Here is a 22,273-nt window from a genome sequence, read left to right on the forward strand (position 1 = left end):
CTTTTTAAATATAACCATGATCAATCATCGCATCAGCCACTTTTTTAAAGCCTGCTATGTTTGAACCTACTACTAAATTTCCTTCATGATTATAAGCTTTTGCACACTCGTATGAATTTTCAAAAATATTTTTCATAATCTTATGCAATTTTGCATCAACTTCCTCAAAACTCCATTGACACATACTTGCGTTTTGCTGCATTTCAAGTTGAGAAGTCGCTACACCGCCTGCATTTGCAGCCTTAGCTGGAGCAAATAAAAAGTCTTTTTGATTTAACATAAAATCAATCGCTTCAAGTGTGCTTGGCATATTAGCTCCCTCTGCTACCATACGACAACCATTGTGATATAAGGTTTTAATATCTTCTAAATTTAACTCATTTTGCGTAGCGCTTGGAAAAGCTATATCACAAGGTATGCTCCATACTCCATTACAACCTTGTTTATACGCGCTTTTTGGAGTAAAAATAGCACCTTTTTTAAGCGCTGCATAATCACTCACTCTAGCTCTTTTTACTTCTTTAATTTCTTTTAATAAATCTAAATCTATTCCATCTTTATCATAAACAAATCCATCACTATCGCTTATTGTGATTGCTTTTGCGCCAAGTTGATGTAATTTTTCTATGGTATAAATTGCCACATTTCCACTACCTGAAACTGCACACTCTTTTCCTTCTAATGCATTGTTATATTTTGCTAGCATTTCTTGGGTAAAATACACGCAACCATATCCTGTTGCTTCTGTTCTTACTAAGCTTCCACCCCATGGAATTTTCTTTCCCGTTAAAGTTCCATCAAAATTAGAGCTAATTTTCTTATAAGCTCCAAACATATATCCAATTTCCCTAGCACCAACCCCTATATCGCCCGCTGGCACATCAGTGCTTGCACCTATGATTTTTGAAAGTTCAGCCATAAAAGCTTGACAAAAACGCATAATTTCTGCTTCGCTTTTACCCTTAGGATCAAAATTTACTCCACCTTTAGCACCGCCTATCATCAACCCTGTTAAAGAATTTTTAAAAATTTGCTCAAAACCTAAAAATTTCAAAACATCTAAATTCACACTAGGATGAAATCTAATCCCACCTTTATAAGGACCTAAACTAGAGTTAAACTGCACTCTATAGCCAAAATGTGTTTGAGCTTTACCTGCATCATTGATATATACAACTCTAAATATAGTTGTTTTTTCAGGCATTACAATACGCTCTAATATCGCATGATCTTGGTAGGTTTTATTAGATTCAAGTAAAGGCTCTAAGGAATTTAATACCTCAGTTGCTGCTTGAAAAAATATGGGTTGTCTTGGGGAAATTGTTTGAATTTTTTCTAAAGTTTCATTGATATATTGTTTAGCCGTACTCATAAATTGTCCTTTTTATAGTATCTTGCTGTTTGTTTTAGCTAAAAATTTTTTTAGCGCCATTTGCTCCTTTGTTCCTATTTTGTAGTAAATTAGCTTTAAGTATGCACTAATTTCCTTTTGAGAAAGATTTCTTGATTTAGAATAATCTAGCAAAATATATTGTGGAATGAAAATTTTACTTTTTGTGAAATTTTTCATCATTCTTTTATAAATAGAAAAATTTTTAACACAAGAAAAACGTGCAAAAACAAAAGGTAGTTTTGTCTTTTCATACCATAATTCACACAAATCAATATAATCTTTTGGATTTTGCAAATAAAGTTTTAAAGCCTTATCACCGATGATAACCTCCCCTTTTTGCTTTAAAACTTTTGCAAGAGCATTAGAAGTTGCAGAGCTTGCATCTTCTTTGCTTTGAGAATGTTTTTTCACTAAAACGCTTTTTACCTTTTTGCTTGCGCAAATTCCCACATTTAAGGTTTTGTATTTTTTTCTACGACTTTCAATACTTGAAATAATCGCTGCATCAATGCGTCTAAAATACAAATGGCGATTTAGCTTACTAGGAACCCCTTTTTTGTATTCTGTAGTTTGCTTAACATAGCTAGGAAAAGCTGTTTTTTTAAGATAGATATGCAAAGGGAGTAAATTAAGATAATCTATCTTTCCAAAAACCATCTTAGCCTTTCTATGATTAAGTATTAGTATCCTATAAAAAAATATCTTAAATATAAATTAATTTAATTAAAAATATAATCATTGCTAAAATTTATATCAAAATTTAACATTTATTGTAAAAAATTATTTTACATTCTAAGATTGTTAAGTAAAAAGTAAAATAATAGAAAAGTTAAATTGAAAGATTAAAAATAAAAATTAAGTTTTATTCAAAAAAATATTTTAAATAAAACTTAATCTATAAAAACTATTGTAAGCTTGCTAGATATTTTTGATAGTCAAATTCTTTTACCAAAGCCACTCCATCTTCAACTGCAGCTTTTGCCACAGCAGCACTAACTACAGCTTTTACCCTACTATCAAATGGTTTTGGTATAACATAGTCTCTACCAAAGCTAAGCTCTTCTACCCCATAAGCTTGTTTTACCTCATCAGTTACTTCAAGCTTAGCTAAATCAGCTAAAGCTTTAGCAGCAGCTACTTTCATATTTTCAGTGATTTTAGTCGCTTTTACATCTAAGGCTCCTCTAAAAATAAAAGGAAAACCTAAAACATTGTTAATTTGATTTGGATAATCACTTCTACCTGTTCCAACTATAGCATCATTTCTAACCCTTTTAACATCTTCAGGCATTACTTCAGGCACAGGATTAGCTAGTGCAAAAATCACAGGATCTTTAGCCATACTTAAAATCATCTCATCATCTAAAATCTTAGGTGCACTCAAACCCAAAAACACATCAGCACCTTTTAAAGCCTCTCTTAAAGTACTATCTTTGGTATCGCTCACAAATTCTAGTTTGTATTTATTTAAATCATCTCTTTGGGTATTAATCACACCTTTGCTATCTACTAAAACGATATTCTTAACCCCTAAATTTCTATACATTCTAGCACTTGCAATACCCGCTGCACCCGCACCACTTACTACTACTTTAATATCTTCAAATTTTTTACCACTAATTTCCATAGCATTCATTAATCCTGCTGTAGAAATGATTGCAGTTCCGTGTTGATCATCATGCATTACTGGAATTCCAAGATCTTGCAAAGCAGCTTCTATTTCAAAGCATTTTGGTGCCGAAATATCTTCTAAATTAATTCCTCCAAAAGTAGGCGCTATAGCTTTACAAAAGGTAACAATCCCATCTACACTATGAGCATTAATTTCTAAATCATAAGCATTAACATTAGCAAATTTTTTAAACAAACAAGCCTTTCCTTCCATCACGGGCTTACTTGCGCTTGCTCCTATATTACCAAGTCCCAAAACCGCACTACCATCACTTACTATGGCAACTAAATTTGCTTTATTAGTGTATTTATAAGCTAAGGTTTCATCTTTTGCTATCTCAACACAAGGTTCAGCAACCCCTGGAGAATAAGCTAAAGATAAATCATGCGCACTATCCATAGGCTTTCTCGCAATAATATCTACTTTACCGCCTAAGTGGTATTCTAGAGCCTCTTCTTTTAAATTCATTATTTCCCCTTCATGTAAGTTAGTAAATTTTCTATTCTAAGCTTAGCTTTTTGCACTCCTAAAAATTCTAATACTTCAAATATACTAGGACTTACCGAGCTTCCAGTGAGTGCAATGCGTATAGCTTGAGCTAGATCTTTTAACTTAAGATTATTTTCTTCTAAGAATTGATTGGTTAATTCTTCAAATTCACAAGCATTTTTTTGCTCATTTAAAACCATAGCGTATTTTTCCAAATAAGTTAAATTTGTTACATTAAGAAATTTATCTACAGCCTTTTGATCGTATTCTTTTGGGTCATTTAGTAACACTTTGGCCCCGCTAATGATATCATGCAAGGTTTTAGCTCTCTCTCTTAACATATCTAGCAAAAAGTCCGCTTTTTCATACTGACTTAAATCAAAACCTAAATCTTTTAATTGTCTATTGATTTCTTCAAAAGATAAAGTTTTAATATAATGAGCATTAAGCCATTCTAGCTTTTTAAAATTATAGCAAGAAGCACTTTTATTAATATGATTTGGATCAAAAAGCTCTTGCATACTTTCTAAAGAAAAAATTTCATCATCACCATGACTCCAACCAAGACGCACTAAGAAATTTAGCAGGGCTTGAGGTAAAATCCCCATATTTTTATACTCCATCACATCGGTTGCTCCATGACGTTTAGAAAGTTTTTTACCATCTTCACCATGTATCATAGCCACATGATAAAATTTAGGAATTTTAAAGCCTAGTGCCTCATAAAGAACGATTTGTTTTGGAGTATTTGATAAATGATCATCTCCTCTTATAACATCACTCACACCCATTAGCGCATCATCAATTACAACGGTTAAATTGTAAATTGGGCTACCATCGCTTCTTGCAATTACAAAATCATCTAAAATATCTTCAGCCTTAAAACTAACCTCGCCTTTAATACCATCTATAAATTTAATCTCTCCACTTTGCGGCGCTTTAATACGTACCACAGGCTCAATACCACTTGGAGGAGTTCCTTTAAAATCTCTATATCTACCATCATATTTTGGGCGCTCTTTAGCTGCTTCTTGCTTAGCTCTTAACTCATCAAGCTCTTCTTTGCTCATATAACAATAATAAGCCTTACCCTCATCTAGTAATTTTTGAATATATTTTTTATAAATATCAAATCTTTGAGATTGATACTCAATCGTACCATCATAATCAAGCCCACACCATTTAAATGCTTCTATAATAGCTTGTGTAGCTTCTTGTGAATTTCTTTTTAAATCCGTATCTTCAATACGCAATAAAAATTTACCCTTATTTTTTCTCGCATAAAGATAATTATATAAAGCCGTTCTAAGACCCCCTATGTGCAAATATCCTGTTGGGGAAGGAGCAAAACGCGTTGTGATTTCTTGCATATTTTTACCTTTTTTAAATTTTTATTGTTATAATGCTATATTTACACTTAAATAAAGGTTTTATATGAGAAAATTTTTAATATCTTGTTGTTTTACTGCAAATATTTTATATGCTCAAACTCTTGGTGGTGTGGCAATGGTAGTAGAAAATCAACCTATCACTCTTTATGATATAGAACAAACCATGAAAGAACTAAAAACTAATGACAAGCAAAAGGCTATAGCATTTTTAGTAGATGATAAGGTTCAACAAAGCGAAGCTAAAAAACTAGGGATTTATATAAGTACTTTTGAACTCAATGAAAAATTAGCCCAAATAGCAAAAGGCAATAAAACCGATATTAATGGTTTGCAAACAAAAATAGAAAAGGATGGTTTAAGTTTTGAAGTTTTTAAAAATAAGGTTAGAAAAGATCTTGAAAGAGAAAAACTTTATAGGAGTATAATGCAAAATGCGAAAATCAACATTGATGATCAAGCGTTAAAGCATTTTTATGAAAGCAATCTTGATAAATTTAGCACTTTTTCAAATATAGACTTAGTTGTTTATAATTCTACTAATCCTGAGCTTTTACAGCAACTTGCACAAAATCCTATGTATAAAAACTCTCAAATTAAATCAAAAGCCATTAGTTTAAATGCGGCTAGTATAGATCCAAGATTACTTGCTTTGTTAAATAATACCAAAATAGGAGAATTTACTCCAGTATTAAATGGTGAAAATGCCTATATAGTATATTTTGTAAAAGAAAAATATGGTAAAAACCCTATCGAATTTGACTTAATCAAAGATCAAGTTAGCAATGTCTATACTCTAACCCAAAGAGAACAAGCCTTAAAAAATCATCTTGATAAAATAAGAGCAAACGCTCATATAGAAGAATTAAGATAGGTTTTTAAACCTATCTTAAATTAATGTCTTGAAAGATAATTTGTATCATAATTATTATTGATAAAATCTGCATTATCCATCATCGCTAAATGAAAATCTTTTGTTGTTTTAATCCCACCTACAATAAGCTCTTGCAAGGCTATTTTCATTTTAGCTATAGCTGTGTTTCTATCTTCTCCCCATACAACTAATTTTCCAATCATAGAATCATAATATGGAGGTACGCTATAATCTTGATAGCAATGACTTTCCATTCTTACATTGCGTCCTGCTGGAGCTACGTATTTTGTGATTTTACCTGGGCAAGGCAAGAAAGTTTTAGAATCTTCTGCAGTGATTCTACACTCTATAGAATGGCCTTTAAGTTTAATTTCTTCTTGTTTTGGTAAAGGATACCCTTCTGCTACTTTAATCATAAGTTCGATAATATCCACCCCACTTACCATCTCACTCACACAATGCTCAACTTGCAAGCGCGTATTCATTTCAATAAAATAAAAATCTAAATTTTTATCTACTAAAAATTCAAAAGTTCCCGCACCTTCATAATCAATAGCCTTAGCAGCTTTAACTGCTGTTTCATGAAGTCTTGCTCTTGTTTTTTCATCTAGTAAAATTGCGGGAGATTCTTCTATAAGCTTTTGATGGCGTCTTTGCATAGAGCAATCTCTCTCACCCAAATGTATCACATTACCAAAGCTATCTCCTATAATCTGCACTTCTATATGACGTGGATTTTGGATGTATTTTTCCATATACATAGTACCATCTCCAAAAGCACTCATAGCTTCACTTTCTGCTGACCAATAAGCTTTTTCCAAATCTTTTTCATCTTCAACTACACGCATACCACGGCCACCACCGCCTGCTGCTGCTTTTAAAATCACAGGATAGCCTATTTCTTTAGCAAGTTTTTTAGCTGCCTCAACCCCACCTAAAGCTCCATCGCTTCCTGGGATTACAGGCACACCTGCTCTTTGCATTACTTGTTTTGCTTTACTTTTATCACTCATTAGCGCCATAGCAGCAACTGAAGGGCCTATGAATTTAATGTTGTGTTTTGCGCAAATTTCAACAAAATTTTGATTTTCACTTAAAAATCCATATCCTGGAAAAATCGCATCCGCTTCGCTAATTTCAGCCGCACTAATAATAGCTGGGATATTTAAATAACTTTCTGAACTTCTAGCATTTCCTATACAAATACTCGCATCAGCATATTTTAAATACAAAGCATCTTTATCTGCAGTAGAATACACACAAATTGCTTTTTTTCCCATTTCTTTTACAGTTCTTAAAGCTCTTAATGCAATTTCTCCACGATTTGCTATTAAAACTTTTTTAATTTCCATTTTATAATTTCTCCACCACAAATAAAGGCATACCAAATTCTACAGGCTGACCATCTGCAACTAATACTTCTACTATCCTACAATCATATTCAGCTTCGATTTCATTCATGATTTTCATTGCCTCAATAATTGCTATAGTGCTTCCTTTTTTAATAGTTTGTCCTGCTTTAGCAAAAGGCGCTGCACCTGGGCTTGGAGCTTGATAAAAAGTACCTACCATAGGGCTGTTGATAGTTGGCTTATTAGAAGAGTTTGAGCTTGCTTTGGTTTCATTAACTACATTTACATTAATTGGCTGTGGAGCTGGAGCAACAGGAGCTGGAGCTGGTAATTCACAACACATATCTCTTTCTAGTTCTATTTCAAATCCATCTTGTTCTTTTATTTTAATTTTGCTTATATTTGCTTCTGCAAAAAGTTGCATTAATTCTTTGATTTCTTCTTTTGTCATATATTCTCCTTATTTATAAGACTTAATTTATAATTATATATAAAAATACTAAAAATAACTTCAATTATTTATTTTTTACTTTTATTTTAAGATATAATTTAAAAATTCACTTTAATTATAAAGGACAAAAATGGGCTTAAAAGCAGATAATTGGATCAAAAAAATGGCATTAGAGCACAATATGATAGAGCCATTTTGTGAAGCAAATATAGGTAAAGGTATAGTTAGTTATGGGCTTTCAAGCTATGGATATGATATAAGAGTTGGAAGAGAATTTAAAATTTTTACCAATGTAAATTCTACTGTTGTAGATCCTAAAAATTTTGTAGAAGAAAATGTAGTAGATTTTGTAGGTGATGTATGTATAGTACCTGCAAATTCTTTCGCACTTGCAAGAACGGTTGAGTATTTTAAAATGCCAAATGATGTTTTAGCAATTTGTCTTGGCAAAAGTACTTATGCAAGATGTGGTATTATAGTAAATGTAACCCCTTTTGAGCCAGGTTTTGAAGGACATATCACTATAGAAATTTCAAACACCACTCCACTACCTGCTAAAATTTATGCCAATGAAGGCATAGCTCAAGTTTTATTTTTACAAGGAGATGAGCCTTGTGATGTAACATATGCTGATAAAAAAGGCAAATACCAAGCCCAAACAGGTATAACCTTACCAAGAATTTTAAAATAATTTTATTTTCAGCCGATATAAAAATTAGTCAAATAATAGGAAAATATATATGTTTAATGGAAAAAGCATTTTAATTACTGGTGGCACAGGAAGTTTTGGAAAAACTTATACTAAAACTTTACTTCAAAAATACAAACCTAAAAAAATCATCATTTATTCACGCGATGAACTCAAACAATTTGAAATGGCGAGAGAATTTAATGATACTTGCATGCGTTATTTCATAGGTGATGTAAGAGATAAAGAAAGATTAAGTATAGCAATGAAAGATGTTGATTTTGTCATTCATGCAGCTGCTATGAAACATGTGCCAATTGCAGAATATAATCCAATGGAATGTATAAAAACTAATATCCATGGAGCACAAAATGTAATCGATGCGTGTTTGGAAAATAATGTAGAAAAATGTATCGCCCTTTCAACCGATAAAGCATGTAATCCTATTAATTTATATGGAGCTACAAAGCTTGCAAGCGATAAGCTTTTTGTAGCAGCAAATAACATAGCAGGAAATTCGCATACTAAATTTAGCGTTACAAGATATGGCAATGTAGTGGGCTCAAGAGGCTCTGTTATACCATTTTTTAAAAAGCTAATCAATGAAGGCGCTAAAGAACTTCCTATCACAGATGAGAGAATGACAAGATTTTGGATATCTTTAGAAGATGGGGTTAATTTCGTGCTGAATAATTTTGCTTATATGCATGGAGGGGAAATTTTCGTGCCAAAAATTCCTTCTATGAAAATTGTTGATTTAGCTAAAACTATGGCTCCTAATTTAGCTCATAAAATCATAGGTATAAGAGCAGGTGAAAAACTACATGAAATTATGATTTCAAGTGATGATAGTCATCTAACTTATGAATTTGAAAATTATTATGCCATTAGTCCAAGTATTAAATTTACTAATATGGAAATTGATTTTAGTATAAATGCAAAAGGGCAAAAGGGCAAAAAAGTTTCTAATGGTTTTTCTTATAGCTCTGATAATAATAAAGAATGGATTAGTCAAGAAGAGCTTTTGAATATAATAAATCATACAGAGCTTGAAAAATGATAACTTATTCTCATCAAAATATCGACGAACAAGATATACAAGTAGTTTGTGAGGCTTTAAAAGATGATTTTTTAACCGGCGGAAAAAAGGTTGAAGAATTTGAACAAGCCCTTTGTGAATATGTGGGTGTAAAATATGCTTGTGTGTTAAATTCAGCCACTTCTGCCTTGCACCTTGCATATTTATCTTTAAATGTAAAAGAAAAAATTGTCTTAACAACCCCCATTAGCTTTGCTGCAACTGCAAATGCTGCTTTAATGGCAGGTGCTAGGGTTGAGTTTATAGATGTAAAAAGTGATGGAAATATTGATGAGAAAAAACTTGCTTTAAGATTAAGCCAAGATAGCTCTAATATAGGGGCAATTTGTGTGGTTGATTTTGCGGGAAATAGTGTAGAAATGGATGAAATCTTAGCCTTAGCTAAACAATATAATATCCCACTAATAGATGATGCAAGTCATGCCCTAGGTGCTACTTATAAAAATCAAAAAGTAGGTTCTATGGGAGATTTGAGTATATTTTCTTTTCATCCGGTTAAACCTATCACAACCTTTGAAGGTGGCGCAGTTGTTAGCAATGATGAGGAATTAATCTCAAAAATCAAGCTTTTAAGAAGTCATGGCATAGTCAAAAAAAGACTTTGGGATAGTGATATGATTGAGCTAGGTTATAATTATCGTTTAAGCGATGTAGCTTGTGCTTTGGGTATAAATCAACTTAAAAAACTTGATAATATGCTAGAAAAAAGAGAAGTTATCACAAGTTTTTATGATAAAGAATTTGAAAAAAATCCTTATTTTAGCACTATAAAAATCAAAGATTATAAAAAAAGCTCAAGACATTTATACCCTATTTTGCTTTTCCCTGAGTTTTATTGCCAAAAAGAGATTATTTTTGAAAAATTATTGAATTTAGGCATAGGTGTACAAGTACATTATAAGCCTACTTATGAGTTTGGTTATTATAAAAATTTATATGGAAATTTATTCTTAGAGAATGCGGATAATTTTTATAAAGCTGAACTTAGTATACCTGCCCATCAAGAAATGAGCTTAAAAGATGCACAATTTATTAAAGATAGTTTATTTAAAATTTTAGAAGAAACTAAAAAGAATTGCCATGAGTAAAAGTATGTATGAGCTAGTTTGTGAGCTTTTTCCTATATGTAGAAGTATCACTGGGAAAGGCTTTAGACAAAGCTTAAAAATACTCGATGAAGCTATGGGGAGGGGTATATTAAAAATTCACTCTATAGCAAGTGGAAGTAAAGTGTTTGATTGGGAAGTGCCTGCTGAATGGGAGATAAATGATGCTTATATCATCACTCCAAATGGAGAAAAAATTTGTGATTTTAAGCAAAATAATCTTCATGTATTAAACTATAGCGAAGGTATAGATACAGAGTTTGATCTAGCAAGCTTGCAAGAACATCTTTATTCTATAGAAGAAATGCCCGATGCCATACCTTATGTGACAAGCTATTATAAAAGACGTTGGGGTTTTTGCATAAAACACAAAGATAGAATTAAACTAAAAGAAGGAAAATATAAAGTTTTCATAGACGCAAAGCACCATGAAAACGGAGTTTTAAACTATGCTGATTTACTCATACCTAGCACGCAAGAAACAAAGGATGAAATTTTAATCTCTACTTACCTTTGTCATCCATCTATGGCAAATAACGAGCTAAGTGGCCCTGTGGTAGCTGTGTTTTTAGCTAAATGGCTTTTAGAACTTAAAGAGAGAAAATATAATTATCGTTTTGTTTTTGCTCCTGAGACTATAGGGAGTATAGTTTATCTTAGCAAGCATTTAAAGCATTTGCAAAAACATACCAAAGCAGGTTTTGTACTCTCTTGCATAGGTGATGATAATGCTTACTCACTCATTCACACTCCAAGTGAAAATACCCTAGCAGATAAAGTAGCTTTGCATACTTTAAAAGAAAAAAATAATTTTAAAGAATTTAGTTTTTTATATAGAGGTGGTAACGAAAGACAGTTTTGCTCTCCTTTAGTAAATTTACCCGTAGTTTGTGTGTGCAGGACCAGATTTGGCGATTATAAAGAATACCATACCAGCAAAGATGATTTAAGTTTCATCAGCGAAGAAGGATTGCAAGGTGGCTTAAAAGCTATGCAAGAAATTATCATGAATTTAGAAGTAAATGCAATTTATCAAAATACCGTATTTTGCGAACCCAATTTAGGCAAAAGAGACTTATACCATACTATCAATACTTCTTCAACTAATGATATACCAATATCATGTAATTTTTTAGCATATTGTGATGGTAAAAATGATGTTTTAGATATAGCTTCAAAGCTTAATATACAAGCTTATGAATTAAAAGATTTAGTAGAAAAATTAAAATTTCACGGATTAATAAAATGAAATATTTCTTAGAACACAACGATAAAAAATACTCTAATGTTGACTTGATAGAAGCTTTTAAAAAGCTTGGCATTACAAAAGGCGATATTTTGTGTGTACATAGTGAACTAATGAAATTTGGCACACCTTTACTTCCTAGAAATGAATTTTTACAAACTATATTGGATTGTTTTTTTGAAGTTATAAGTAAAGAAGGTACTTTAATCATGCCTACTTTTACTTATAGTTTTTGCAAAAATGAAGTTTATAATAAATTAAACTCAAGAGGTACTGTTGGTGTTTTAGCAGAATATTTTCGTAAACAATCAGGAGTAAAACGCACCAATGATCCTATATTTTCATTTGCCGTTAAAGGAGCCAAAGAAGAATTGTTTTTAAAAGACACTACAAGTTGTTTTGGAGAAAATTGTGTGTATGATGTTTTAGCCAAAGAAAATGGAAAACTAGTTTTATTTGGCTCTAAAATAGCTGGGTATACTTTTAGTCATTTTATAGAAGAAAAAGCTCGTGTTCCATATAGATATTTTAAAAATTTTAGTGGAAAAATTATTGATGAAGATGGTAAAATACTCCAAAAAAATATTAAATACTATGTTAGAAAATTGGATGAAAATTCAGATTTAGATGTTGATAAACAAGTAGCTATTTTAAAAAATGATGACAATTTTAATATTTTAAATTTTTCCAATGCTCATATAATAAATATCAACATGAAAAACTATTTAGAAAAAACATTAAAAGCTTTAAAGGATAACCCTTATTGTTTGCTAAAGGAATAAAATGACAACTCATATCAATGATTTTTTACAAGAAAGCGTTGCTAAATTTGGAAGTAAAAATGCTTTTGTTGAGTTTAATGGTAAAAGCATAAGCTATAAAGAATTTGATGATTTAAGTAAAAAAATAGCAAGTAAAATTCTCTCTAAACTTCCTACTAAAAGCACACAAGAACCTGTATTAATCATACTTCCTAAAGGGATTGATTGTTTGCTTTCTTTTATTGGTGTAGCAAAAAGTGGAAATTTTTATACGCTTTTAGATGAAAAAAGCCCTAAAGAACGTGTAGAAAAAGTTATAGAAGTTTTAAAACCAAAACTTTTAATTACTTCTAAAAAATTAAATTTAGATTTTAATCTTGATACCATTTTCACAGAAGATTTTGAAAGCTTTGTTATAAATGAAAATGCTTTAGAAAAAGCTTTAGATAATCACATAGATACAAACTTACTTTATGTCTTTTTTACAAGCGGAAGCACAGGAACTCCAAAAGGAGTAAGTATAAGCCATAAAAGTGTGATTGATTATACTTTTTGGGTATGTGAAACTTTTAAACTAGATCATGAGGATATACTTGCTAATCAAGCGCCATTTTACTTTGATAATAGCGTATTAGATATATTTAGCTCTATTAAAATGGGAGCTACACTTCATATACTGCCCAATCATCTTTTTGCTTTTCCAAATAAAATTTTAGAGTATCTAGAACAAGAAAAAATAACAACAATTTTTTGGGTGCCTTCTGTGTTGATTTATTTTGCTAATACTAATGCTCTTGAAGCCTTTACACTAAGGCATTTAAACAAAATTCTTTTTTGTGGTGAAATCATGCCAAATAAACAACTCAACATTTGGCGTAAACACCTTCCTAGTGCTTTATTTGCTAATCTTTATGGACCTACCGAAATTACCGATGTATGCTCTTTTTACATAGTTGATAGGCAATTTAACGATGATGAGCTTTTACCTATAGGAAAAGCTTGTAAAAATACTCAGCTTTTAGTCTTTGATGAGAATTTAAATTTAATTACTCCAAGTCAAGTGGGAATTAAAGGCGAGCTTTATGTAAGAGGAACTTGTCTTTCTTTAGGATATTACAACGATAAAGAAAAAACAAAGCAAGCTTTTGTGCAAAATCCTTTGCATGATAATTATCTAGACTTACTTTATAAAACAGGCGATGTAGTAGTTTATAATGAATTTGGCGAGCTTTTATGCTATGGAAGGATAGATCATCAAATCAAATATATGGGTCATCGCATAGAACTTGGAGAGATAGAAAGTATTATAATTTCTCATGAGAATGTAAAAAATTGTGCTTGTATTTTTAAAGAAGAAATTATTTGTTTTTATGAAAGCAAGGAAGAGTTAGATTTTAAAAACTTTTTAAAAGACAAACTCCCTGCTTACATGATACCTAAGAAATTTGTTAAAATAGAACAATTTGCTTTAAATGCAAATGGGAAGATTGATAGGAAGGTTTTGAGTAAAAACTCTTAAATCTCCACTCTCAAATCACTCATAAAATCTATCTCACACCAATTTCCATTGATTTTTATAGCTTTTGCATTTTTGTATTTATTGATTAAAATTTGTAAAAAACTTGTCATATACATATTTTTAAAATCTTTTTCATCATAAAGTAAAGTTCTATCAAGCTCATCATAAGTTTTTAAAACTTCTTTTAAAAAATGATGAGAAAATTTAAATAAGCCTATGTATTGACCTTGAATTTCATCATAACTTTTTGCTTTTTTGCCAAGCTCTACTATAAAACCATCTTTTAGTTTTAAAGTTTCAGCATCATCAAGTGGATTTTCAAACCTTTTTGTCCATAGTTCTTTCCATGATTTATCCACAATAACAGCAAAATCATCTTTTGAATGTTTGAGTTTTTCTATACTATCTTTAAAATAAACTATATCAGCGTAAGAAATAATCAAATCTTGCTTATCTTCAATACAACTTTGTAAAAATTCTCTAGCACAAAATAAAGTCTGAACCATATTAGTTTTATCATAGTTTTCATTTTTATAAAACAATTCTAAATTATGATTTTTACCCACATAATCCTTTAAAACATCAAATAAATATCCACCAACTACACATATCTCATGAATATTATTTTCTTTTAAAGCTTGAATTTCATAGTCTATGATTTTTTTATCTTTATATTCAACCATACACTTTGGATTATCTTTTGTCAAAGGCATTAACCTTGAACCAAATCCTGCTGCTAAAATGATAGCTCTCATTTTATATCCTTTAACCATGCATTAAAAATACTTTTTTCACTCATGCCATTTTCTCTTTCAATATGCCACATTAGACCATAGATACTAAATTTTTTATGCTTAAAAGCTTCTATTGTTTCATCTTTTGCATTTGCTAACGCTTCAAGCTCATTACCTAATGTTTTAATAGCAAAATTATGATATGAATTAACATTGATTATTTGATTATTTAAATATACTTCATGATTTCCAACATGTCCTTTACAATGACAAATAGTAGAGTTAAAATAAGAAGCAATCATCTGTGCTCCTTTGCAAACCCCAAGCAAGGGAATGTTATTTTGTATACAATATTTTATAATGTTTTTCTCATATTCATCTCTTTTTTGATTAACAAAAGAAGATTTACAAGAGTTTAAATCATTACCCCCGCTTAAAATCACTGCACTAACATAAGGAATGTAGTTTTTAAAATCAATCTCATAACTCAATGGAAGAGGTAAAAAACCACTTAATTCGTTTTTAAAAAAACTTCCCCAATCAAGTGCCAAACACTCTCTTAACTCATGATAATCTTGATTTTCTAAAATTCTTTGACTGATGGCTATAAATTTCATAGACAAAATATCTGCTCACTTTGACAATCAATTTTAATCTTCTTTGCTTGAAGATATTTTTTAAAATTCTCTTCACCTACACCAATAACAGCGGGCATAGCAAGCTCAGAAGCTCTAATAGCCATATGTGAATTTGCACCACCATAGCAAGTGATAAAACCTGCAATATCTTTAGTAAACAAATAATCATATCCAGGATCAGCTGCATAGATTAACACTATCTTGCCTTTTAAATCTTGTTCGTTTTCTAAAGCAATATTAGCACTAATGCTTTTTTGAGTGATAAAATTTGGATGAATATAGTTAGCAAAAAACCCAAATATTTGATGCGCATCAGTTAGTAAAGCTGGAAGTTTTATAGCTAAACTTAATTCATATTCTTGTTTGTTTTCATTAATTTCACTCAAAAATTTATCTTTTGGACTTTTTGAATATACGCTAGAGTATAAATTTAAAATGCTCTTAATATCTAAATGAGCCATATCTTCTTTAGATATTTCATAATAATTTCCAAGATCTTCTATCAGTGATATGGCTTTGGACAAGAGCTTGCTAAATTCAAATTTAACAAATTCGCGTCCTTCTATAGCTATTTTTAAAAAGCTAAAAAATTCTTTTGCATTAACTTCAATTCCATGTTCTTTTAAAATTTGATCAAGTTTTAGCAACTTATCATCATCAATCTTAAATTCCTTTTCTTTTTTAATTTCACTTTTTTGTTTTAAATCAAAATACCCATCAAAATCCTCATCATATCTTGGAGATAAAATATTATAAGTTCCTGCTCTTAAATGGCCAAATTGTTTTATAAAATCTTGTTTGTTATTTTCATTTAAAGTTGCTAATTCATTGCTCAAGGTTTTACTAACGGTGTGGAGAGAATTTAAAAATTCATCTTTTTCTTCTTTGCTAAAAAATCCAATTTCCACCAAAGAGTTAAGCATAGTCATGGCTACAAATGCAGCCCTTGCAACACCAGCAAATGGTAATGTTCCATATCTTTTACACTCTTCTAAAAGCCAATAAATTTTATCTAATGGTGAAAAATCTGAATGCATAATATTTTCATAATATACAATCATTTGTTTTGATTTTTCTATATCTTTTAAACATAAGCCATTTTTAATATTAACAATAGAATTAGTAAGATTTAGTAAAGAAAACTCGATACGTTTGATTTCATTTTTATTAAAACTATGATCTAATAAGCGTTCTAATTTATCAGCCATATGAAAATCATAGCAAGAAAATACTATATCAAATTCTACTTTATCATGCAACTCGTGATTTTCATATAATTTATCTAAATAATAATTAACTAACCTTTTAGCAATATTCTCATCAAGAGTTTTTGGTATAAAAGAATTAAAAGAAAGTCTCACATCTACATAAGGAATACCTAAAAAAGAATGGATTAAAGGGTGTGATCTTAAATCTCTATAACCATAATTATCTCTTTGGTAAGCCCAAATATTATCTGTAATGATTTCTTTATAAAGGCTAAAAGCTAATCTTTTTGGTCTAAGTCCTATAATTTCTGCTGGATTCCAATCAGGCATTACACCAAAAATAGCTTTGTCTCCAAGCACTCTAGATCTTGGTTTTTGTAAAGATAAAAATCTTTTATAAAGTCTATGTAAAGCTTCTTTAGGTAGGCTATTAAAAAGATTAGTTTTTTCTTGCATTATTAAAGGTCTAACTTGCAAGCAAAAAAGTTCATTTTGCTCATTAAAAGCAAATTCTACATCTAAAAAATTACAACCATATAAACTTTCAAGTTCTTTTAATAATAAAATAACTTTTTGCATACATGGATCTTTTATATCTTCATTTTCACGGTAGTGAAAATATGTTTTAGCATTTTTAGCACTTCCATTTGTGATAGAACTATTAGAGCCATTTTCATCGTATTCTATGCAAAAATATGGAGCAAAATTATCCTTATCTACACTAAAAGCAACACCACACTTTTTAATATCTGAAAGCATAGGTTGGATTAAAATTTCATCATTCTCGCTAGGCATAGAATGACCTACTTTTTCCAAAGCATTAAAAAGTTGGCCTTTATTACTAATATCTACATTAGCCAAACTTAGAAAAGCTCCAGCATTGGAGCTTTTTAAACTATCTTCACTATTAGAAGAACTACGGATGATTAGTTTTTTCGCATTTAGGTTGGTAATTTTTTTAAGTACTTCTTCTTTGTCTTGAATGATTTCTTTTAAAGAAGTGATAACTACATCTAAAACTTTTGCATTTTTAAGTATATTTTTTAAATTCTGTAAATTTCTTGCTTTTGTTTGAAAAACTAATCTATCCATAATATCACTCTTTTATATTTTTTTTGCACTCCAAGCTCTTGTAGTGTATTTGATATCAAATTCACCTGGTAATTCTTGTTTTAATTTATCAGTAATTTTTTCGAACAACTCATTACCTTCTTTAGTTTCAAGATCCCAATAAGAATTTTTTACACTTTTCCAAGCATTGATATAATTATCTACACTTTGATGAAAGTAAAAATCTTCTTCCAAATAAATAATATTATCAAATAGCTCTTTATGCGCTTCTATAATAGGACGTTGATCTTCTCTTCTTGTACCTCTTGTATAATTTGGAACAAAACTAACGATAATATCTTCTGCTATTTTTTGAATAGGATCTTTTAAATCTCTATGATTCCACATACAAGTAAAATAACATCCCTTTTTGAGTAATCTATGACTTTCTTTTAATGCCATTGACCTATCCATCACATTAAAGCTACTTCCAAAGCTCACCCAATCAAACTCCCCATCTTTTAAAGTAGAGTTAATGCCGGTAGCTCTTATCCATTCTACATCTTGACCTTGAGTTCTTTCTATACCAATTTCACGCATTGCGTCATTTGGCTCAACTGCTACCACTTTACAAGCTCTCTCTAAAAGCATAATACTCAAATTCCCTGTACCTGCTCCAATATCTGCAACTTTTATTTTAGAACTTTGGCTAGTTCTTTTAGCAAGCTCTACTAGCATATCTATACTAAGTGGTGCATAATTTGGTCTGTATGAGTAAAATTTTGCATGCTTAGTATAATCCCAAACTTGTTCTACTATTTTTTTCATTTTTTTCCTTTAACTTTAATAGCAAAGCTAAAAAAACTAAAGGATTTTACTATGCCTTATGCACCGTCCATGCACGGATTTTATAAGGAATTTCAATCATATCCATAGAAGAAATTTTATTTTCTATCATTTTTAAAATTTCTTCCCATCTAGCTTTTCCAGCTTGTGCTTGAATATCATTTACAGAATGCCAAGCTCCAAGATAACGCTCTTTACTCCAAAGCTCTTTATAATTGCACTCCATAAAAAAGCAATCCTTGAAATCTCCAGTACTTACTAAGATTTCTTCCCAATTTTTAACATTTTGAGTTCCACTACTTACACGAGTAAGCTCTGGTATAATATGTTTAATTTCCTCTTCAATTTCATAAAATACAGAGCCTTTAACTATATGACGTGGATTCCATATGGCAGTGAAATACCCCCCCCCTGTAAGTACTCTTGCAAACTCAGGCAAAGACTTTTTAGGATCTGTCCAGTGAAAAGAACTAGCCATAATTACCCAATCAGCATAATTACTAGGCATAGTAGTTTCTTCTCCACTACCTTTATGCCAAGTAATATTTTGTGAATTTTGAGTAAATTTAATACCTTCTTCACGCATATTATCATTTGGCTCGACTGCATCTATACAAAGGTTAAATTCATCAGCAAGCATTTTAGTAAGCTTTCCAGTACCAGCTCCTACTTCCACAACTTTTAATGCGCTTTTATTTTGATCATTTACGCATTTTATGAGCTTTTCTATAAGCATACTTGAATATGCTGGTCTATTGTGATAGTGTTTTGCAACTTCGCTAAAATCACCTTGTTTCATGAAACTCCTTTGTTATTAAATCAAATATTATATCAACCTTTTTATCTAAATTATCCTGCAATGAATTATCTAGTATAAAATGTGCATTTGGTTCATCATATTTTATATCAACACCTACAACATTTTTAATCTCACCATTTAAGGATTTTGTATAAAGTCCTTTTTGATCTCTTTTAATTAATTCTTCCATTGGACATTTAATATAAATCTCAAAATAATTTTTTAAATTTTCTCTATTATATTTATAAATTTCATTAAACATGGATATGGTTGTCACAACTACTATCATACCTTGATTATTTAAAAATTTGGAAAATTGGGATCTTTTTAATGCTACATCTATACGACCTTGCTTATCATAGCCATAATGTCCTAGTAAATCTCTTAATTCATCTCCATCAAGATAAACAATATTTTTATGCTCATTTTTTAATTTCTCATATAATGCTTTACCTATAATGCTTTTTCCACTACCTGCTAAACCTGTAAGCCAAATAACACTTGCAATCATTTAAAACTTTCACAAATTAATCAAAGATAATATATTATCAAATTCTTATAAATTTCAATATTAATAAGATATAATAATCATTAATTATTTTAAACAAAAAAAGGATAAATATGCAAAATATTAAAAAATTTTTTATGAATATAGAGAGAACCGATATTGATGAAACAATGCAAAATTTAGTAAGCGAAGACATTATAGATAGCATTGATATTATGGCTTTAGTAGCTGAAATTGAAAAGCACTTTGGAAAAAGTCTCAATGCTGAATTTATAAGTCCTGAAAATTTTGAAGATTTTCAAAGCATCAAAAATATGCTAGAAAAAGCATATAATTAACGCAATTAAACATTGCGTTAATTACTCTTTTAAAGACTGAATAATTTTATTTTTAGATACAATAATTTCTGCTATAAAATCAGCTATTTTATCCCAATCGCTTTCTTTAGTTTGAGTTAAAGTTGGATTTTCTTTATATTCATCCCAATTAATCGGCTCAAACAAGCTTTTTCTGTGTGGAAAATACTTAGCTCTAACCCACTCAAGTGAAGGAGCATAATAATCAACATAAGCTTTTGCTATTTCTTTTTGTACTCTAAATTTCAACCTATCCTCATTAGCACCTTCAAAAATTTTTCTAGCCGTATAAAGTAAAGAATTTATGTTTTGCCCATGCAAATCTTTTTTTATAAGTCTTCCTTGAAGCTCCATACCTAAAAGATTAAAACTTTCATTTTTATTTTGCTTTAATGAAAATTCATCATCCCATTCTAAACCCAAATGATACACAAAATCTTTAAGTAATGTTCCACCAACATATTCTTCCTTCAAAAGTCTCACTATCAAGCTTTTTTCACCAAATACTTCTGTATGACTCTCACAAATCCACTTGTAATCAAATATATATTTTCTAGGATGCTCATCAGGCTTAAAATCAGCACTATAAAAGCCCATATTGTTTTTAATATCTTGAGAACAATGAGAATTTAAATATCCAAGCGTATCTCTAAAATAAATAATCTCATAAATTTCATCAAATCCTAAAGCGTTTAAAACGCTTTTAAGAATTTCTATATGTCTTTTAGTAGAAAAATCCCAAACTATCCCTTCTGCAGAAAAAATAAATTTCTTATCTTTATGTATTGTAGCTTCTGTTTTAAAATTCTCAACGGCTTTAATCAAGCGTATATCTTCTAAATCGTCTAATGGATTTTGACTTAATTTATCTTTTTTTATAAGCTCTAAAACTATATCCACTAAAACCCAATGTCTATTTGCCATTCTAAGAGATTTTGGATAGATATAACCTTGTTGCAAAAGTTTATTTTCATTTTGCATTAAAAAACCTTGTCTTTCTTGATTACCACTATTGGTTGTTCCTATGCTAATATACGCTGTCATTTTTTATCCTTATTTTTTAATTTATTATAACAAATAAAAAATGATAAAATATCCAAAAAATAAAAGAGAATGACAATGAATATAGAAACCATCAACCATTTTATTAAAGCTGTCAGTATTGTTTTACCTAAAAATCCACTCCACAAAGAAGATGAATTAAAGCTTTGCAATATAAATGAAAGAAAATATCAACTTTTACAAGAAAATTCAGGAATTTTTAATCATTTCGTAAGTGATAATTCAACATACGCGAGCGATTTGGCAACACAAGCATTAGAAGAACTTTTCTCAAAAGATATACTCAAAAAAGATGAAATTGATCTACTAGTTTTTACAAGCTTTACACCAGATTACTTAGCACCAGCTTGCACTAGTTTAATCCATAAAAATTTAAATTTAAGTAGCCATACTTTATGCTTAGATGTATTAGGCTTTTGCCCTGGATTTTTACAGAGTTTGCTTCAAGTGTTTTTGGCTTTAAATCTACCAAGTATAAAAAAAGCTGTTTTAATATGTGCTAGTGTAAAAAGCAAAGCAATTGATGCTCAAAAAGACAAAATTACCTTTTTAAATAATAGCGATAGCGCAAGTGCGATTTTAATAGAAAAAAATACTAACATTGAAGATAAAAGCTACTTTGCACAAAAAATTTTTTCTGCCCAATGCATAGAAGAAACTTTACCTTATAACGGACTTCAAACTAATAGCAACAAAAACATACAAGCTAATACCACTCTAGCTTTTTCTTTTACTATGCAAAACTATCCAGCGTTTTTTCAAGATTTTTTTGAACATTTCAATCTAAAAAAAACTAGTTTTGATGAATTTTTTATCCACTCTTCTGATAATTTTTCAAAGCAAAAACTATATGAGAAACTAAATTTAAATTTTACCCAAGATAATATTCTTAAAAACTATGGAAACACAACTATAAATAAATTACCCCTAGAATTAGCTTCATATGCGGGGGGGGGATAAACAAATTTTCCTTGGAAGCTTTGGAACAGGGATTACCTTTAATGCATGCAGCCTAAAAATAAACTTTGATAAAC

22 protein-coding genes are annotated in these 22,273 nt (G+C 30.2%); 9 read left to right on the forward strand and 13 right to left on the reverse strand.

Annotated elements, in window-relative coordinates:
• Positions 1 to 4: 4 nt before the first annotated feature.
• The 4 genes from gdhA to gltX form a co-directional block, all read right to left on the reverse strand.
• Positions 5 to 1,372 (reverse strand): NADP-specific glutamate dehydrogenase, encoded by a 1,368-nt coding sequence (gdhA, locus tag CD56_RS06660; protein WP_047208580.1) that lies wholly within the window; start codon positions 1,370 to 1,372, stop codon positions 5 to 7.
• A gap of 12 nt (positions 1,373 to 1,384) precedes the next feature.
• Positions 1,385 to 2,050: an MqnA/MqnD/SBP family protein gene (locus tag CD56_RS06665; protein ID WP_012661991.1), complete on the reverse strand. Its 666-nt coding sequence runs from the start codon at positions 2,048 to 2,050 to the stop codon at positions 1,385 to 1,387.
• A 247-nt stretch (positions 2,051 to 2,297) separates the two neighbouring features.
• On the reverse strand, positions 2,298 to 3,533 hold the full coding sequence (locus CD56_RS06670; RefSeq protein ID WP_047208581.1) for a malic enzyme-like NAD(P)-binding protein: 1,236 nt from the start codon (positions 3,531 to 3,533) through the stop codon (positions 2,298 to 2,300).
• Positions 3,533 to 4,924, reverse strand: coding sequence for a glutamate--tRNA ligase (gltX, locus tag CD56_RS06675; RefSeq protein WP_047208582.1), 1,392 nt, complete (start codon positions 4,922 to 4,924; stop codon positions 3,533 to 3,535). Before gltX ends, CD56_RS06670 begins: the two co-directional genes overlap by 1 nt.
• 64 nt (positions 4,925 to 4,988) lie before the next feature.
• Here gltX and CD56_RS06680 point away from each other — a divergent pair, with 64 nt between their 5' ends.
• A complete protein-coding gene (locus CD56_RS06680) occupies positions 4,989 to 5,816 on the forward strand; it encodes a peptidylprolyl isomerase (RefSeq protein WP_047208583.1) in 828 nt (275 codons plus the stop codon).
• A gap of 20 nt (positions 5,817 to 5,836) precedes the next feature.
• On the opposite strand, the gene CD56_RS06685 is transcribed toward CD56_RS06680, so the two are convergent.
• Both CD56_RS06685 and accB read right to left on the reverse strand, forming a co-directional pair.
• Positions 5,837 to 7,168: an acetyl-CoA carboxylase biotin carboxylase subunit gene (locus CD56_RS06685; RefSeq protein WP_039619123.1), complete on the reverse strand. Its 1,332-nt coding sequence runs from the start codon at positions 7,166 to 7,168 to the stop codon at positions 5,837 to 5,839.
• Position 7,169: 1 nt separating this feature from the next.
• Complete coding sequence (accB, locus tag CD56_RS06690) at positions 7,170 to 7,619, reverse strand: acetyl-CoA carboxylase biotin carboxyl carrier protein (protein ID WP_039626958.1); 450 nt, start codon at positions 7,617 to 7,619, stop codon at positions 7,170 to 7,172.
• A 130-nt stretch (positions 7,620 to 7,749) separates the two neighbouring features.
• Here accB and dcd point away from each other — a divergent pair, with 130 nt between their 5' ends.
• From dcd to CD56_RS06720, 6 genes are read left to right on the forward strand one after another with little or no spacing between them, the layout of a single operon-like run.
• Positions 7,750 to 8,310: a dCTP deaminase gene (gene dcd / locus CD56_RS06695; RefSeq protein WP_012661997.1), complete on the forward strand. Its 561-nt coding sequence runs from the start codon at positions 7,750 to 7,752 to the stop codon at positions 8,308 to 8,310.
• Between the two features lie 49 nt (positions 8,311 to 8,359).
• On the forward strand, positions 8,360 to 9,367 hold the full coding sequence (gene pseB, locus CD56_RS06700) for a UDP-N-acetylglucosamine 4,6-dehydratase (inverting) (protein ID WP_047208584.1): 1,008 nt from the start codon (positions 8,360 to 8,362) through the stop codon (positions 9,365 to 9,367).
• Positions 9,364 to 10,494, forward strand: a complete 1,131-nt coding sequence (gene pseC, locus CD56_RS06705; protein ID WP_047208585.1) for a UDP-4-amino-4,6-dideoxy-N-acetyl-beta-L-altrosamine transaminase — start codon at positions 9,364 to 9,366, stop codon at positions 10,492 to 10,494. Before pseB ends, pseC begins: the two co-directional genes overlap by 4 nt.
• A complete protein-coding gene (locus CD56_RS06710; protein ID WP_047208586.1) occupies positions 10,487 to 11,761 on the forward strand; it encodes a DUF4910 domain-containing protein in 1,275 nt (424 codons plus the stop codon). Before pseC ends, CD56_RS06710 begins: the two co-directional genes overlap by 8 nt.
• Entirely contained in the window at positions 11,758 to 12,540 is a 783-nt protein-coding gene (locus CD56_RS06715; protein WP_047208587.1) for an AAC(3) family N-acetyltransferase, read from the forward strand. The genes CD56_RS06710 and CD56_RS06715 overlap by 4 nt, the downstream gene beginning before the upstream one ends.
• A 1-nt stretch (position 12,541) precedes the next feature.
• Positions 12,542 to 14,038, forward strand: coding sequence for an amino acid adenylation domain-containing protein (locus CD56_RS06720; RefSeq protein WP_047208588.1), 1,497 nt, complete (start codon positions 12,542 to 12,544; stop codon positions 14,036 to 14,038).
• Here the strand turns inward: CD56_RS06720 and CD56_RS06725 are convergent.
• Genes CD56_RS06725 through CD56_RS06750 form a run of 6 tightly spaced genes read right to left on the reverse strand, consistent with a single transcriptional unit; the run spans position 14,035 to position 19,824 of the window.
• Positions 14,035 to 14,793 (reverse strand): phosphocholine cytidylyltransferase family protein, encoded by a 759-nt coding sequence (locus CD56_RS06725; RefSeq protein ID WP_047208589.1) that lies wholly within the window; start codon positions 14,791 to 14,793, stop codon positions 14,035 to 14,037. The genes CD56_RS06720 and CD56_RS06725 overlap by 4 nt on opposite strands.
• Positions 14,790 to 15,389, reverse strand: coding sequence for a gamma-glutamyl-CDP-amidate hydrolase (locus CD56_RS06730; RefSeq protein WP_039626786.1), 600 nt, complete (start codon positions 15,387 to 15,389; stop codon positions 14,790 to 14,792). The genes CD56_RS06725 and CD56_RS06730 overlap by 4 nt, the downstream gene beginning before the upstream one ends.
• Positions 15,386 to 17,710, reverse strand: coding sequence for a PEP-utilizing enzyme (locus CD56_RS06735; protein ID WP_047208590.1), 2,325 nt, complete (start codon positions 17,708 to 17,710; stop codon positions 15,386 to 15,388). The genes CD56_RS06730 and CD56_RS06735 overlap by 4 nt, the downstream gene beginning before the upstream one ends.
• A gap of 12 nt (positions 17,711 to 17,722) precedes the next feature.
• The gene (locus CD56_RS06740) at positions 17,723 to 18,496 is read right to left on the reverse strand and encodes a class I SAM-dependent methyltransferase (RefSeq protein WP_047208591.1); all 774 of its coding nucleotides are present in this window, start codon (positions 18,494 to 18,496) and stop codon (positions 17,723 to 17,725) included.
• Positions 18,497 to 18,545: 49 nt separating this feature from the next.
• Positions 18,546 to 19,313: a class I SAM-dependent methyltransferase gene (locus CD56_RS06745; protein WP_047208592.1), complete on the reverse strand. Its 768-nt coding sequence runs from the start codon at positions 19,311 to 19,313 to the stop codon at positions 18,546 to 18,548.
• Entirely contained in the window at positions 19,300 to 19,824 is a 525-nt protein-coding gene (locus CD56_RS06750; RefSeq protein ID WP_047208593.1) for an adenylyl-sulfate kinase, read from the reverse strand. Before CD56_RS06750 ends, CD56_RS06745 begins: the two co-directional genes overlap by 14 nt.
• A 110-nt stretch (positions 19,825 to 19,934) precedes the next feature.
• On the opposite strand from CD56_RS06750, the gene CD56_RS06755 reads away from it, so the two are divergent.
• The gene (locus tag CD56_RS06755) at positions 19,935 to 20,159 is read left to right on the forward strand and encodes an acyl carrier protein (protein ID WP_047208594.1); all 225 of its coding nucleotides are present in this window, start codon (positions 19,935 to 19,937) and stop codon (positions 20,157 to 20,159) included.
• A gap of 21 nt (positions 20,160 to 20,180) precedes the next feature.
• Here CD56_RS06755 and CD56_RS06760 read toward each other — a convergent pair whose 3' ends face one another.
• Positions 20,181 to 21,221 carry a hypothetical protein gene (locus tag CD56_RS06760; protein WP_047208595.1) on the reverse strand — a complete coding sequence of 347 codons (1,041 nt, stop codon included), beginning with the start codon at positions 21,219 to 21,221 and terminating at the stop codon, positions 20,181 to 20,183.
• A 75-nt stretch (positions 21,222 to 21,296) separates the two neighbouring features.
• Here CD56_RS06760 and CD56_RS06765 point away from each other — a divergent pair, with 75 nt between their 5' ends.
• Positions 21,297 to 22,199, forward strand: a complete 903-nt coding sequence (locus CD56_RS06765) for a 3-oxoacyl-ACP synthase (protein WP_047208596.1) — start codon at positions 21,297 to 21,299, stop codon at positions 22,197 to 22,199.
• The last annotated feature ends 74 nt before the right edge of the window (positions 22,200 to 22,273 follow it).

Origin of the sequence: Campylobacter lari, assembly GCF_001017575.1 — a bacterium.
GTDB classification, from domain to species: domain Bacteria; phylum Campylobacterota; class Campylobacteria; order Campylobacterales; family Campylobacteraceae; genus Campylobacter_D; species Campylobacter_D lari_C.

Coding starts and splice junctions, on each gene's coding strand:
- gdhA (WP_047208580.1), bottom strand. CDS start 1,372: ATGAGTACGGCTAAACAATATATCAATGAAACTTTAGAAAAAATTCAA.
- CD56_RS06665 (WP_012661991.1), bottom strand. CDS start 2,050: ATGGTTTTTGGAAAGATAGATTATCTTAATTTACTCCCTTTGCATATC.
- CD56_RS06670 (WP_047208581.1), bottom strand. CDS start 3,533: ATGAATTTAAAAGAAGAGGCTCTAGAATACCACTTAGGCGGTAAAGTA.
- gltX (WP_047208582.1), bottom strand. CDS start 4,924: ATGCAAGAAATCACAACGCGTTTTGCTCCTTCCCCAACAGGATATTTG.
- CD56_RS06680 (WP_047208583.1), top strand. CDS start 4,989: ATGAGAAAATTTTTAATATCTTGTTGTTTTACTGCAAATATTTTATAT.
- CD56_RS06685 (WP_039619123.1), bottom strand. CDS start 7,168: ATGGAAATTAAAAAAGTTTTAATAGCAAATCGTGGAGAAATTGCATTA.
- accB (WP_039626958.1), bottom strand. CDS start 7,619: ATGACAAAAGAAGAAATCAAAGAATTAATGCAACTTTTTGCAGAAGCA.
- dcd (WP_012661997.1), top strand. CDS start 7,750: ATGGGCTTAAAAGCAGATAATTGGATCAAAAAAATGGCATTAGAGCAC.
- pseB (WP_047208584.1), top strand. CDS start 8,360: ATGTTTAATGGAAAAAGCATTTTAATTACTGGTGGCACAGGAAGTTTT.
- pseC (WP_047208585.1), top strand. CDS start 9,364: ATGATAACTTATTCTCATCAAAATATCGACGAACAAGATATACAAGTA.
- CD56_RS06710 (WP_047208586.1), top strand. CDS start 10,487: ATGAGTAAAAGTATGTATGAGCTAGTTTGTGAGCTTTTTCCTATATGT.
- CD56_RS06715 (WP_047208587.1), top strand. CDS start 11,758: ATGAAATATTTCTTAGAACACAACGATAAAAAATACTCTAATGTTGAC.
- CD56_RS06720 (WP_047208588.1), top strand. CDS start 12,542: ATGACAACTCATATCAATGATTTTTTACAAGAAAGCGTTGCTAAATTT.
- CD56_RS06725 (WP_047208589.1), bottom strand. CDS start 14,793: ATGAGAGCTATCATTTTAGCAGCAGGATTTGGTTCAAGGTTAATGCCT.
- CD56_RS06730 (WP_039626786.1), bottom strand. CDS start 15,389: ATGAAATTTATAGCCATCAGTCAAAGAATTTTAGAAAATCAAGATTAT.
- CD56_RS06735 (WP_047208590.1), bottom strand. CDS start 17,710: ATGGATAGATTAGTTTTTCAAACAAAAGCAAGAAATTTACAGAATTTA.
- CD56_RS06740 (WP_047208591.1), bottom strand. CDS start 18,496: ATGAAAAAAATAGTAGAACAAGTTTGGGATTATACTAAGCATGCAAAA.
- CD56_RS06745 (WP_047208592.1), bottom strand. CDS start 19,313: ATGAAACAAGGTGATTTTAGCGAAGTTGCAAAACACTATCACAATAGA.
- CD56_RS06750 (WP_047208593.1), bottom strand. CDS start 19,824: ATGATTGCAAGTGTTATTTGGCTTACAGGTTTAGCAGGTAGTGGAAAA.
- CD56_RS06755 (WP_047208594.1), top strand. CDS start 19,935: ATGCAAAATATTAAAAAATTTTTTATGAATATAGAGAGAACCGATATT.
- CD56_RS06760 (WP_047208595.1), bottom strand. CDS start 21,221: ATGACAGCGTATATTAGCATAGGAACAACCAATAGTGGTAATCAAGAA.
- CD56_RS06765 (WP_047208596.1), top strand. CDS start 21,297: ATGAATATAGAAACCATCAACCATTTTATTAAAGCTGTCAGTATTGTT.